We start from the raw sequence: 13,489 nt of genomic DNA on the forward strand, positions 1-13,489 counted from the left end.
GCGCCCTGCCCTGCCGTGGCCCGCCCGCGTCACTCGTACTCGGTGCCGCCCTTGCGGGTCAGATAGGCGGGGCTGACCGCCTTGGCGATGGCCCGGCCGCCGGTCACCGGACTGTGCCGCTCCACGACCGGCCGGATCACCACGCCCTCGCGCAGATGCAGCTCCCGCCCGGACACGGTCTCCCGGCCGTTCGCGTACGCGAGCACCGTGTGGATGTCGTACGGACCCTCGTACAGCCGCGGCACCAGCGGCAGTTCGCCGTCGAGCAGCCCGGCCGGGTCCAGCCAGCGCACCGTGCCGTCGATGTCCGCGGCGATGTCGAACACCGCGTACCCCACGGTGTCCCGGCGGGCGTCGGCGCCGTAGGTCAGGTCCTGCACCCCGTCCCCGTACACCTCGCCGAAGACGCCGACCCGGCGGGCGCCGAGCCGTTCGGTCAGCCGGGCCGCCGCCTCGGCCACGCCGTGCTGCCGTACCGCGCGCCAGTACAGATTGCGTGCGTCCTCCTTCAGCGCCAGCGACCGCGCGCCGAAACCCTTGGAGGAGACCTCGATGCGGCCGTCCTCGGCGTGGTGGGTGAGCAGGCAGGCCGAGCCGTGCACCTTCTCCGTCAGCACCACCGGTTCCCCGGGGGCGAAGACGTCCGGGTGGCGGCGGATGTTCTCGATCTCCAGCCAGGGCAGCAGGCCGGGCGCCGGCTCCACCTCGCCGCTCATCATCGGCGGCACCGGCGGCACCCACTTGGTGATGCCCAGCAGCTCGGCGAAGTCGGTCCTCTCGGCCGCCGCCCGGACCAGGTCGACGCCCGCGAGCGCCTTCGGCCGGCACACGATGCCCTGCGACAGCTCGCCGCGCAGCCGTACCGCCTTGACCCGGTTGGCGCGGGCGCCCGCGAGACGTCCGGTCAGCCCCAGCTCCTCGATCAGCTCGTCCGGCAGCACGGCCTGCTCGGGGATGTAGACGGCCGCGTCGCCGGTGCGGTAGGCGCCCTTGGCGACGACGGCGCGGTACAGGCCCACCTGGGCCAGCTCGAGGGCGTCGGCGTTCGGATGCTCGTGGACGGTCACGATCTCGGCGGTGACGCGCAGCGTCGACATCAGCGACTCCGGGGACAGTCGGAAGGTGTGAAGATCATGGCCATCACTGTCCGTGGCGGAAAACGGTGGAGCGAGCGGTTTTCGTCCTGCTACCGTCCCCGCGCGGCGCTGCTCGCGCTCCTCGCCCCACCGGTGCCGGCGCCGTGTGCGCCTGCGTCGTGGCGTGATGCCCCCCGTTCCCCCGTTCCCCCGTTGCTGAGGGGTGCGGCGCCCCGGCGCACCCCGTGCGTGCTCGGATCGTGTGCTCGGATCACGTGCTCAGACCGACACCAGCAGCCGCGCCCGCTGCGACTCGGCCAGTGCCTGCGGTGTGAGGATGTGCCGCGGGACCAGGATCCCGCAGCGGGTGCAGACCGGGCCGGAGGACGGCTCGTGCACCAGGCCGTGGCGCCACTCCAGCCGCGGACAGCCGCACACCGGGCAGGCCGAACCCGGTGGGCGCTCCAGCGCGGCGATCAGCCGGCGCAGCACCTCCGCCAGCGGCCCGGACGGGTGCACCGCGGGGTCGTCGCACCACAGGACGCCGAACCCGCCCCAGGTCATGCGGTGCCAGTCGTCCCTGCTGCCCGGCCGGCGCAGCCCGTCGTGCTTCTCCTGCCGGCGGCGCCGCGCGAACTGCTGCTCGTAGTCGAGCCAGACCGCACGTGCCTCCTCCAGTTCCTCGAGCGCCGCCACCAGCCGGGCCGGATCGGCGGACCGGTCCTCGGGACCGAAGCCCCAGTGGGTGCACAGGTGGTCCCAGGTGGCACGGTGGCCGTACGGGGCGAAGCGCTCGAGGCACTTGCGCAGTGAGTAGCGCCGCAGCGCCAGGTCGCACCGTGGGTCCCTCACCTGTCTCGCCAGACTGCGGAAACCGGCCATGGGTCAAGCACCTCCGTCACACCTGCACCTGTCCTGTGGTCACTTCGGCGGCGCGGTCCGGCCGCCGCACGCGACCGCCCGACGCACGTCGCCGCATAGACGTGCCGAGCCGCGATCCGGCTCCATCCGTTTTCCGATGGCCGCCATAACGACGGCGCCGTTGACCGCCCTGCCCGCCCCGGGGCCGCTGTCGGACATGTGACGCATGCTCATCTTCCAACCCGGGGATACCGGCGGTAACCTGCCGCCCCGTCCCCGTCGGGAGGAGCAGTCATGTCACGGCGCACCCCACGCAACGCGCTCGACGCAGTGAGAACTCCCCGCAGATTCACCGGGTTCCTGAAGACGGCCTCGGTATGCGCCCTCATAGCCGGACTTCTGTCACCGCTTTCCCCGGCGGCCGCCGCGGACGCCGCCCCGAAGGCCGCCGCCGAGGACCACTGCGGCGGCCGGTGCTCCGACATCCTGCCGCCCGGCGAGAACGGCAACGCCACCCTCGCCCAGATCCTGCTCCACCAGGCCTTCGGTACCCGCCCCGCGCACGCCGGAGACCAGCTCGGCCCGTACGCCGACCTCGCGTCCGGCTATCCCGCCCTCACCGACGAGAAGATCAACACCTTCTTCAACGACGCCTCGTTCGGCGTCCCCGCCGACCAGGTCGCCTCCACCGAGAAGCCCGCCGGGCGCGACGACGTCACCATCGTCCGCGACAAGAAGACCGGCGTACCGCACATCACGGGCACCACCCGCTACGGCACCGAGTTCGGCGCGGGCTGGGCCGCCGCCCAGGACCGGCTGTGGCTGATGGACCTCTTCCGGCACGTCGGACGCGGCCAGTTGACGTCCTTCGCGGGCGGGGCACCCGCCAACCAGGCCCTCGAGCAGCAGTTCTACCGCGTCGCCCCGTACACCGAGGACGAGCTGCAGGCCCAGATCGACCGGGCCGTCGCCACGAACGGCGAGCGCGGACAGCAGGCCCTCGCGGACGTGCAGGCCTACCTGGACGGCATCAACGCCTACATCGACGCCTCCGACTCCGGCCGCTACTTCCCCGGCGAGTACGTCCTGACCGGCCACAAGAACGCCCTCACCAACTCCGGGAAGATCGAGCACTTCAAGGCCACCGACCTGGTGGCACTGGCCTCCGTGGTCGGCGCGCTGTTCGGCGCCGGCGGGGGCGGCGAGGTGAACAACGCCCTGTCCCTGCTGGCCGCCCAGTCCAAGTACGGCGTCGAGGAGGGCACCAAGGTCTGGGAGTCCTTCCGGATGCGCAACGACCCCGAGGCCGTGCTGACCGTCCACGACGGGCAGAGCTTCCCCTACGCCGGCAAGCCGGACGACCCGCAGGGCATGGCGCTGCCCGACCCCGGCTCGGTCACCGAGGTGCCCCTGGTGTACGACCGCACCGGCAGCGCGAAGACCACCGCCGCGCAGGACGCGTCCGCCACGGCCACGAAGACCACCCTGTCCTCCGCCCGCCGCGGCATGTCCAACGCCCTCGTCGTCAGCGGCGCCCACACCGCCAGTGGCCACCCCGTCGCCGTGTTCGGGCCGCAGACCGGCTACTTCGCGCCCCAGCTGCTGATGCTTCAGGAGATCCAGGGCCCCGGCATCAGCGCCCGCGGCGCCTCCTTCGCCGGCCTGAGCATGTACGTCGAACTCGGCCGCGGCCAGGACTACGCGTGGAGCGCCACCACCTCCGGCCAGGACGTCATCGACACCTACGCCGTCGAGCTGTGCCAGGACGACCATCACTACCTGTACCACGGCACCTGCACGGCCATGGACCAGGTCGAGCGGACCAACTCCTGGAAGCCCACGGTCGCCGACGGCACGGCCGCCGGCTCCTACACGATGCGCGTGTGGCGCACCAAGTACGGCCCCGTGCAGTACCGGGCCACCGTCGGCGGCAAGAAGGTCGCCTACACCACCCTGCGCTCCTCCTACCTGCACGAGACCGACTCGATCATCGGCTTCCAGATGCTCAACGACCCCGGTTTCGTCAAGGGCCCGGAGGACTTCCAGAAGGCCGCCCGGCACATCAACTTCACGTTCAACTGGTTCTACGCCGACGCGCAGCACACCGCGTACTACAACAGCGGCGACAACCCGGTCCGGGCGGACGACGTGGACGCCGAGTTCCCGGTGTGGGCCGAGCCGGCGTACGAGTGGCGCGGCTGGGACCCGGCCACGAACACCGCCGACTACACCCCGCCCTCCGCCCACCCGCAGTCCGTCGACCAGGACTACTACATCTCCTGGAACAACAAGCAGGCCGAGGACTACGCCGCCGCGCCCTGGGGCGAGGGCTCGGTGCACCGCGGCGACCTGCTGGACGACCGGGTGAGCAAGCTCGTCGCGGCCGGCGGCGTCACCCGCGCCTCGCTCACCCGGGCCATGGCGGACGCGGCCGTGACCGACCTGCGCGCCGAGGACGTGCTGCCGAAGCTGCTGAAGGTCATCGGCACCGCACCGGTCACCGACCCCGCGGCCGCCGAGGCCGTGCACACCCTGGACGCCTGGGTGTCCGCGGGCGGCAAACGCGCCGAGACCTCGGCGGGCTCCGAGAAGTACGCGCACGCCGACGCGATCCGCATCATGGACGCCTGGTGGCCGCTGCTCGTCGAGGCCGAGTTCGCACCCGGCCTGGGCACCGAGCTGTACGACGCCATGACCGCGAACCTGACCGTGGACGAGGCGCCCTCCGCCGGGCACGGGCCGACCGGCTCGCATGCCGGCAGCGCCTTCCAGTACGGCTGGTGGAGCTACGTCGACAAGGACATCCGGGCGGTGCTCGGCGAACCGGTCCGCGGCCCGCTGGCACGGACCTACTGCGGCGACGGCGACCTGAGCGCCTGCCGGGACGTGCTGCTGACCACCCTGAAGCAGGCGGCCGGGAAGACCGCGGCCGAGGTCTACCCCGGTGACGACCAGTGCGCGGCGGGCGACCAGTGGTGCGCCGACTCCGTCGTCCAGCGTCCCCTGGGCGGCATCGAGCACGACAGGATCAGCTGGCAGAACCGGCCCACCTACCAGCAGGTGGTGGAGTTCACCTCCCACCGGTGACCCACCGCGGCGGCGGGCCGCTCCCGCGGATCCGCCGCCGCACCGCCGGCCTCGGTCACGTGTAGAGCAGGTAGTGCCGCCGCACCCGGCGGAACGCCGCCAGCTCCTCCTGCCACGCGCCCACCACCTCGTCGGTGCCGGCCCCTGCGTCGATCATGGTGCGCACCCGGTCGGAGCCGGTGAGCTTGTCGATCCAGTCGTCCGAGCGCCAGGCGAACCCGCTCCACACCTGCTTGGCCGTCACCAGCAGCGCGATGCCCGTGCGCACCGGGTCGAAGGCGTCCCGGTCGTGGACGTGGAGCTGCACCCCGCCGACGGTCGTGCCCGCGAACTTGGAGAAGGTGGGCGCGAAGTACGCCTCGCGGAACCGTACCCCGGGCAGGTCCAGCGCGTTGACCGCCTCCGCCCAGCGGGCGTCGACGCCCTCGGCGCCGAGCAGTTCGAACGGCCGGGTGGTGCCGCGGCCCTCGGAGAGATTGGTGCCCTCGAACAGACAGGTCCCGGAGTACACCAGAGCCGTGTCCGGGGTGGGCATGTTGGGGCTCGGCGGCACCCACGGCAGACCGGTCGCGTCGTAGTGGTCGCTGCGCCGCCAGCCGGTCATCGTCACCGTCCGGAGCGGCACCGGCCGGGACAGGAACTCGCCGTTGAACAGCCGCGCCAGCTCCGCGACCGTCATCCCGTGCGCCTGCGCGATCGGCTGCCGTCCCACGAAGGTGGCGAACTCCTCGTGCAGCACCGGCCCGAGGGCCTGACGCCCGGTCACCGGGTTGGGCCGGTCCAGTACCACGAACCGCTTGCCGGCCAGCGCGGCGGCCTCCATGCAGTCGTACAGCGTCCAGATGTACGTGTAGAAGCGGGCGCCCACGTCCTGGATGTCGAAGACGACCGTGTCCACCCCGGACTCGGTGAACACGTCGGCGAGCGCCTGTCCGCTGATCTGATAGGTGTCGTACACCGGCAGCCCGGTGGCCGGGTCCTCGGTGCGACCCTCGGAGCCGCCCGCCTGCGCGGTGCCGCGGAAGCCGTGCTCGGGACCGAAGACGGCGACCAGGTCCACCCGGCGGTCGGCGTGCATCACGTCCACGATGTGGCGCACGTCCCGGGTGACGCCGGTCGGATTGGTGACGACGCCGACCCGCTGCCCGTCGAGCAGCGCGTAACCGTCGGCCGCCAGACGTTCGAAGCCGGTGCGCACCGTCCGGCCGTGCCCCTGCGGGGCCGCCTCGGCCTGCGCGGCGGGCACGGTGGAGGCCGCGACCGCGGCGGTGGTGGCGAGCAGGCTCCGTCTGGACAGCTTCATGCGGTGACCTCCGATGTCCCGGCACGGGTCGATGGTCACGCACGCTAGCGCGCGCCCCGCCCGGCTGGGAACGCACCGGTGGTACCGCCTGAGGTCCACACCGGTGGCGACCGGGGCCCTGCCGCACCCTTCCCGCGCAACATACCGACCGGTTAGTGTGTCGCGGCGGAGCCGCTGTGCGACGCGTCGCACACCGAGGTCGAGGGAGGCGCAACGTGGAAGCCGTGCAGGGAGCGGGGGTCGTCGTCACGGGAGCCGGAGGCGGCATCGGGGCCGCGCTGGCCCGCCGGTTCGCCGCCGAGGGAGCCCGGGTGGTCGTCAACGACCTGGACGCGGACAAGGCGCGGGCCGTGGCCGAGGAGACCGGCGGCATCGCACTGCCCGGCGACGCCTCCGCGATCGTCCCCGAGGCCCGGGACGCCCTCGGCGGCACCGTCGACATCTGGTGCGCCAACGCCGGTGTCGGCACCGGGGGTTCCGAGGCGGCCGACGAGGACGAGTGGGAGCGCGCCTGGGACGTCAACGTCATGGCGCACGTCCGCGCCGCCCGGGCCCTGCTGCCGGACTGGCTGGACCGCGGCAGCGGCCGGTTCGTCGCCACCGTCTCCGCCGCCGGACTGCTCACCATGATCGGCGCCGCCCCGTACAGCGTCACCAAGCACGGCGCCTACGCCTTCGCCGAATGGCTCTCGCTCACCTACCGCCACCGCGGGATCAAGGTGCACGCGATCTGCCCGCAGGGGGTGCGCACCGACATGCTGGACGCCTCGGGCAGCGCCGGCGACCTGGTGCTCAAGCCCACCGCGATCGAGCCGGAGGACGTCGCCGACGCCCTGTTCAAGGGCATCGCCGAGGACCGCTTCCTGATCCTGCCGCACCCGGAGGTGGCCGGCTTCTACCAGGCCCGCGCCGCCGACCCCGAACGCTGGCTGACCACCATGAACCGGCTCCAGCGGACGTGGGAGGACATCCGGTGACCGCCTCCCGCTACGCCGCCAAGCCCTGGCTGTCCCTGCTCACCGACGCCCAGCGCGCCCCGGTCGACCCGGAGGACTCCCTGGTGCACGCCCTGCACCGGGTGACCGCCGAGACCCCGGACCGCACCTTCCTCGCCTACTTCGACGCCCGCCTCACCTACCGCGAGATGGACACGCTCAGCGACTCGGTCGCCGGCCACCTGGCCGCCCGCGGCATCGTCCGCGGCGACCGGGTCGCGGTCATGCTGCAGAACTCCCCGCACTTCGTGCTCGCCGTCCTCGGCGCCTGGAAGGCCGGCGCCAGCGTCGTGCCCGTCAACCCGATGTACAAGTCGGCCGAGGTCTCCCACGTCCTGCGGGACTCCGAGGCGGCCGCGCTGATCTGCTCCGACCGCGCCTGGCAGGAGTATCTGCGCGACACCGCCGCCGGCACCCCGGTACGGGTGGTGCTCACCGCGAGCGAGCGGGACTTCCAGACCCGCGACGACGCCCGCGTCCTCGCCTTCGAGCGGCTCGCTCCGGCCGCGGACGCCGACGACCTGACCGCCGTCGCCCGCGCGGGCCTGCCCGCCCCGCAGGACCGCACGCCCGCCTCCGGCGACATCGCGCTGATCAGCTACACCTCGGGCACCAGCGGCACCCCCAAGGGCGCCACCAACACCCACCGGAACCTCATGTACAACGCCGAACGGCAGCGCACCAGTCTCGGCCTGCCGCCGGCACCGGTGTACTTCGCGCTGGCGCCGCTGTTCCACATCACCGGCATCGTCTGCCAGTTCGGCGCCTGCCTGACCAGCGGCGGCACTCTGGTGCTGGCGTACCGCTTCGAGGCCGGGGTGGTGCTGGAGGCGTTCGCCGAGCACCGGCCGCACTACACCGTGGGCCCCGCGACCGCGTTCATGGCGCTGGCCGCACACCCCTCGGCACGCCCGGACCACTTCTCCTCCTTCCACGTCATCTCCTCCGGCGGCGCCCCGCTTCCGCCCGCCCTCGTGGAGTCGTTCCGGGACCGTTTCGGGCCGTACATCCGCAACGGCTACGGCCTCACCGAGTGCACCGCGCCCTGCGCCTCCGTCCCGCCCGGCCGTGAGGCGCCCGTCGACCCGGTCTCCGGGACGCTCGCGGTGGGCGTGCCCGGACCCGACACGGTGGTCAGGATCGTCGGCGACGACGGCCGGGAGGTCCCCTTCGGCGAGCCGGGCGAGATCGTCGTCAGCGGCCCGCAGGTCGTGCCCGGCTACTGGCGGCGGCCCGAGGCCACCGCCGACACCTTCCCCGGCGGCGAGCTGCGCACCGGAGACATCGGGTTCATGGACGCACAGGGCTGGCTCTACGTCGTGGACCGCAAGAAGGACATGATCAACGCCTCCGGCTTCAAGGTCTGGCCGCGCGAGGTGGAGGACGTCCTCTACACCCATCCCGCGGTGCGCGAGGCCGCCGTCGTCGGCGTCCCCGACGGCTACCGCGGTGAGACCGTGAAGGCCTTCGTCAGCCTGCGTCCGGGCGTCCGGGCGGACCCGGCCGAGCTCGCCGCGTACTGCAAGGAGAGACTGGCCGCGTACAAGTATCCGCGGCAGGTGGAGATCCTGCCGGAACTGCCGAAGACGGCGAGTGGGAAGATCCTGCGGCGGGAACTGCGTTCCCGCACGCGAGACAGTCAGTGAACGACGAGGAAAGGCGGGTGGCGCCAGTGCCCAGGACCACGGACAAAGACGGCACCCCCGTGCCCCAGCGGCTCCTGGCCGCCGCCACCCGGCTCTTCGCCGAGCAGGGCTACGACCGCACCTCGGTGCAGGAGATCGTCGAGGCCGCGGGGGTCACCAAGGGCGCGCTCTACCACTACTTCGGGTCCAAGGAGGACCTGCTGCACGAGGTGTACGCCCGGGTGCTGCGGGTCCAGCAGGAGCGGCTCGATCACTTCGCCGCCCTGGACGCCCCGGTGGAGCAGCGGCTGCGGGACGCGGCGGCGGACGTGGTGGTGACCACCATCGAGAACCTGGACGACGCCGCGATCTTCTTCCGCTCCATGCACCACCTCAGCCCGGAGAAGAACAAGCAGGTGCGTGCCGAACGCCGGCGCTACCACGAACGCTTCCGCGCGCTCATCGAGGAGGGCCAGCGGCAGGGCGTGTTCTCCACCGCGACCCCGGCCGACCTGGTGGTCGACTACCACTTCGGTTCCGTCCACCACCTGTCCACCTGGTACCGCCCCGACGGCCCGCTCAGCCCGCAGCAGGTCGCCGACCACCTGGCCGATCTGCTGATGCGGGCGCTGCGGCCGTGAGGTGACGTGACGCGACGGGGCGGCGCCGTCGGGCGTGTCCCCGCCGCGTCCGCCGGGCGCACCGGGCGTATGTGCGTGGGGCGGGTCACTGCCCGCCCCACCCCGCCCTCACAGGTACTTCTTCAACTCCCGCCGGGCCAGCGACCGCTGGTGGACCTCGTCCGGTCCGTCGGCGAGCATCAGGGTGCGGGCTCCCGCGTACAGTTCGGCCAGCGGAAAGTCCTGGCTGACGCCGCCCGCCCCGTGGAGCTGGATCGCCCGGTCCAGGATGTCCACCACCGCGCGCGGTGTGGCGATCTTGATGGCCTGGATCTCGGTGTGCGCCCCCTTGTTGCCGACGGTGTCCATCAGCCACGCGGTCTTCAGCACCAGCAGCCGCAGCTGCTCCACCGTCACCCGGGCGTCGGCGATCCAGTTCCTGATCACGCCCTGCTGGGCCAGCGGCTTGCCGAAGGCGGTCCGCGACACCGCGCGCCGGCACATCAGCTCGATGGCCCGCTCGGCCATGCCGATCAGGCGCATGCAGTGGTGGATACGGCCCGGCCCGAGCCGCGCCTGGGCGATGGCGAAGCCGCCGCCCTCCTCGCCGATCAGGTTCGACACCGGCACGCGCACCTGGTCGAAGACCACTTCGGCGTGACCGCCGTGGTAGTGGTCCTCGTAGCCGAAGACCCGCATCGCCCGCTCGACCCTGACCCCCGGGGTGTCCCGCGGCACCAGCACCATCGACTGCTGACGGCGGATGTCCGGCCCGTCCGGGTCGGTCTTGCCCATCACGATGAAGATCGTGCAGTCGGGATGCATCGCGCCGGAGATGTACCACTTGCGGCCGGTGATGACGTACTCGTCGCCGTCCCGTTCGATGCGCGTGGTGATGTTGGTGGCGTCCGAGGAGGCCACCTCCGGCTCGGTCATCGCGAAGGCCGAACGGATCTCACCGGCCAGCAGCGGCTCCAGCCACTGTTTCTTCTGCGCCTCGTTGCCGAACTGGGCCAGCACCTCCATGTTCCCGGTGTCCGGGGCCGCGCAGTTGGTGACGGTGGGCGCGAGCTGCGGGGACCGGCCGGTGATCTCGGCGAGCGGCGCGTACTGCAGGTTCGTCAGCCCGGCCCCGTACTCGGCGTCCGGCAGGAACAGGTTCCACAGGCCCTGCCGGCGTGCCTCGGCCTTCAGCTCCTCCACCACCGGCGGGGTCTCCCACGGCGAGGCGAGCCGCGCCCGCTGCTCGTGCACCACCTGCTCGGCGGGGTAGACGTACTCGTCCATGAAGGCGAGCAGCCGGGCGCGCAGCTCCTCGGTGCGCGCGTCGAACGCGAAGTCCATGCGGAATCAGCCCTCCTGGAGGCCTTCGTGCAGGGTGGTCAGGCCGTGCCGGATGAAGACGGGCACGAGGTCGCCGATGCGGTCGAAACCGCGGCCGACGGTCCGGCCGAGCGTCCAGCGGTAGTGGATGCCCTCCAGGATCACCGCCAGCTTGAACCAGGCGAACGCCGTGTACCAGGCCAGCCCGGTCACGTCCCGGCCCGAGCGGGCCGCGTACCGCTCCGCCAGCTCGGCCGGGGAGGGGTGTCCGGGAGCCTCGGCGGTGGTGGACACCGGCGAGCCGGGCAGCCCCAGCGGCGTGCTGTACATCACCAGCAGACCGAGATCGGTCAGCGGATCGCCGAGCGTGGACATCTCCCAGTCGAGCACCGCCGTGATCCGGTCGTCGTCCCCGAGCAGGACGTTGTCCAGGCGGTAGTCCCCGTGCACCACGGCCGGCGCGGGGGAGACGGGCAGATGCCGGCCCAGGGCCGCGTGCAGCTCGTCGATCCCCTCCAGCTCGCGGTTGCGGGAGGCGTCCAGCTGTTTGCCCCAGCGCCGCAGCTGCCGGTCCAGGAAACCCTCGGGCCGCCCGAAGTCCGCGAGGCCCACCTCGGCGGGGTCCACCGCGTGCAGCTCCACCAGCGTGTCCACCAGCGACAGCACCGCGTCGCGGGTGCGCTCAGGACCGAGCGGGGCGAGCTGCTCGGCGGTGCGGTACGGCGTGCCCTCGACGAAGTCCATGACGTAGAACGGCGCCCCGAGCACCTCCTCGTCCTCGCACAGCAGCACCGGCGAGGGCACCGGCACCCGCGTCGGGTGCAGCGCGCTGATCACCCGGTGCTCGCGCCGCATGTCGTGCGCGGTGGCCAGCACATGGCCGAGCGGAGGCCGCCGCACCACCCACCGGGAGACGCCGTCCGAGACCGCGTAGGTCAGGTTCGACCGCCCGCCCTCGACGAGCCGGCCCGTCAGGGGTCCCTGCACCAGGCCGGGCCGCTCGCGGTCGAGCAGTCCGCGCAGACGGTCGAGATCGAGACCGGGCGGGTGATCGGCGCTCATGCACGCTCCCAGGGACGTGACGACATCATCGGCGACCATCATGCTGACTAGTCGGTATGTCGTCCAGTGCGCGGACCGAACGTGATCGGGGACACGGGGGACGTGGGGGAGACGGGGGATACAGGGGATACGGGGGCACGAAGGGCGCGCGGGGTACGAGGGGGCACGAAGACACAAGTGACCCGACGGTACGAGTGACCCGACGGTACGAGTGACCCCGGGGACGAGAGCAGCAAGAGGGCGCACAGGTAATCCCCGTAGGCGACCGGCACGAGGGGACGCGAGGGCTCGAGAAGGCGACCGGCGGCTCGCGGCCTCGCCCTCACACCACCAGCGCCGCCGCGCACACCGCCAGGGCCACCGTGCACAGGGCCGCCGCCGTGGCCGCCCGCGGTGCGAGGGCCGGCGCGACGGCGGAGGAGCCCAGGCGGCGGGTCCGCGCCCGGGCGAGCAGCATCAGACCCAGCCAGCAGGAGCAGCACAGGGCGCAGACGGTCAGGCCCGCCGGTGTCGTCCCGTCGTGCAGCGCCGTCCGCGCGCCGAGCACGGCCGCGACCGTGCCGGACAGGGCGGTCCGCCGCCAGGCGAGCCGGGTCCGCTCCGGCTGCAGCCCCGGATCGCGCGGCGGGCCCACGCCCTTGCCGCCGGTGCCGTCCGCGCCGTCGTCCCGGCCTGCGGTGCCGTCCGCGCTCTCGTCCCGGCCTGCGGTGCCGTCCGCGCCGTCGTCCCGGCCTGCGGTGCCGTCCGCGCTCTCGTCCCGGCCTGCGGTGCCGTCCGCGCCGTCGTCCCGGCCTGCGGTGCCGTCCGCGCTCTCGTCCCGGCCTGCGGTGCCGTCCGCGCCGTCGTCCCGGCCTGCGGTGCCGTCCGCGCTCTCGTCCCGGCCTGCGGTGCCGTCCGCGCCGTCGTCCCGGCCTGCGGTGCCGTCCGCGCTCTCGTCCCGGCCTGCGGTGCCGTCCGCGCCCTCGTCCCGGCCTGCGGTGCCGCCCGCACCCGGCCCGTGCGCCCCGCTCATCCGGCCCAGCCGGCGAGGACGACCACGACCATCGTGACGGCCACCACCGCGATCACCAGGCTCAGCACGGCCGGGAAGCGGGACGCCGGCAGATCCTCTCCGCGGCGCATCGCCCGCTCGCACCGCACCCAGTGGTCGACCGCCCGCAGCGCACACACGACCCCGGCCGCGAGCAGTGCCAGCGCCAGGCCGGCCCGCCAGGGCCGGGGCAGGTCCGGCAGGAACTGGTCCACCGCGAACCCGCCGCCGATCAGCGCGAGCGCGGTGCGCAGCCAGGCCAGGAAGGTGCGCTCGTTGGCGAGCGAGAACCGGTAGTCCGGGGTGCTGCCCTCCGCCCTGACGGCCTCGGGAGCGAACCACAACCGGACGTTCCGTACGACGCGCATCACGCCACGGACCTTACCGGCGCGGGCCCCGCCCGGTTCCCGGATCGGACGCGGCGGCGCGGGTCCCTTCCCGCCGTGAGGGCGCGCCGGGTACGCGCCTGCTCTGCGCCGCTTCCTCGGTACGCGCCTGCTCTGCGCC

11 protein-coding genes are annotated in these 13,489 nt (G+C 72.9%); 4 read left to right on the forward strand and 7 right to left on the reverse strand.

Translation table 11 applies throughout. From position 1 onward, the window contains the following. Positions 1-29: 29 nt before the first annotated feature. Together OG899_RS21580 and OG899_RS21585 are read right to left on the reverse strand one after the other, a co-directional pair. Positions 30-1,097 carry an RNA ligase (ATP) gene (locus OG899_RS21580; RefSeq protein ID WP_189427727.1) on the reverse strand — a complete coding sequence of 356 codons (1,068 nt, stop codon included), beginning with the start codon at positions 1,095-1,097 and terminating at the stop codon, positions 30-32. 258 nt (positions 1,098-1,355) lie between these two features. Next, positions 1,356-1,958, reverse strand: coding sequence for a hypothetical protein (locus tag OG899_RS21585; RefSeq protein WP_125498507.1), 603 nt, complete (start codon positions 1,956-1,958; stop codon positions 1,356-1,358). A 273-nt stretch (positions 1,959-2,231) separates the two neighbouring features. Between OG899_RS21585 and OG899_RS21590 the strand changes: the two genes are divergently transcribed. Continuing rightward, entirely contained in the window at positions 2,232-5,024 is a 2,793-nt protein-coding gene (locus tag OG899_RS21590; RefSeq protein WP_125498508.1) for a penicillin acylase family protein, read from the forward strand. Positions 5,025-5,079: 55 nt separating this feature from the next. On the opposite strand, the gene OG899_RS21595 is transcribed toward OG899_RS21590, so the two are convergent. After that, positions 5,080-6,327, reverse strand: coding sequence for a DUF1343 domain-containing protein (locus tag OG899_RS21595; protein WP_356849348.1), 1,248 nt, complete (start codon positions 6,325-6,327; stop codon positions 5,080-5,082). Positions 6,328-6,542: 215 nt separating this feature from the next. Between OG899_RS21595 and OG899_RS21600 the strand changes: the two genes are divergently transcribed. Genes OG899_RS21600 through OG899_RS21610 form a run of 3 tightly spaced genes read left to right on the forward strand, consistent with a single transcriptional unit; the run spans position 6,543 to position 9,588 of the window. Further along, complete coding sequence (locus OG899_RS21600; protein ID WP_125498510.1) at positions 6,543-7,304, forward strand: SDR family oxidoreductase; 762 nt, start codon at positions 6,543-6,545, stop codon at positions 7,302-7,304. Continuing rightward, positions 7,301-8,968 carry a class I adenylate-forming enzyme family protein gene (locus OG899_RS21605; protein WP_168130757.1) on the forward strand — a complete coding sequence of 556 codons (1,668 nt, stop codon included), beginning with the start codon at positions 7,301-7,303 and terminating at the stop codon, positions 8,966-8,968. Before OG899_RS21600 ends, OG899_RS21605 begins: the two co-directional genes overlap by 4 nt. Before the next feature lie 26 nt (positions 8,969-8,994). Beyond that, complete coding sequence (locus OG899_RS21610) at positions 8,995-9,588, forward strand: TetR/AcrR family transcriptional regulator (RefSeq protein WP_125498512.1); 594 nt, start codon at positions 8,995-8,997, stop codon at positions 9,586-9,588. A 108-nt stretch (positions 9,589-9,696) separates the two neighbouring features. Here the strand turns inward: OG899_RS21610 and OG899_RS21615 are convergent, their stop codons facing one another. From OG899_RS21615 to OG899_RS21630, 4 genes are all read right to left on the reverse strand, one after another. After that, positions 9,697-10,911 carry an acyl-CoA dehydrogenase gene (locus OG899_RS21615; RefSeq protein WP_125498513.1) on the reverse strand — a complete coding sequence of 405 codons (1,215 nt, stop codon included), beginning with the start codon at positions 10,909-10,911 and terminating at the stop codon, positions 9,697-9,699. A 6-nt stretch (positions 10,912-10,917) separates the two neighbouring features. Further along, on the reverse strand, positions 10,918-11,952 hold the full coding sequence (locus OG899_RS21620) for a phosphotransferase family protein (protein WP_125498514.1): 1,035 nt from the start codon (positions 11,950-11,952) through the stop codon (positions 10,918-10,920). A 322-nt stretch (positions 11,953-12,274) separates the two neighbouring features. Next, entirely contained in the window at positions 12,275-12,586 is a 312-nt protein-coding gene (locus tag OG899_RS21625; RefSeq protein ID WP_185867965.1) for a DUF202 domain-containing protein, read from the reverse strand. Positions 12,587-12,960: 374 nt separating this feature from the next. Further along, a complete protein-coding gene (locus OG899_RS21630; protein ID WP_125500266.1) occupies positions 12,961-13,353 on the reverse strand; it encodes a YidH family protein in 393 nt (130 codons plus the stop codon). Between the last annotated feature and the right edge of the window lie 136 nt (positions 13,354-13,489).

This window comes from Streptomyces thermoviolaceus (assembly GCF_045209695.1).
Taxonomy (GTDB): Bacteria; Actinomycetota; Actinomycetes; order Streptomycetales; family Streptomycetaceae; genus Streptomyces; species Streptomyces thermoviolaceus.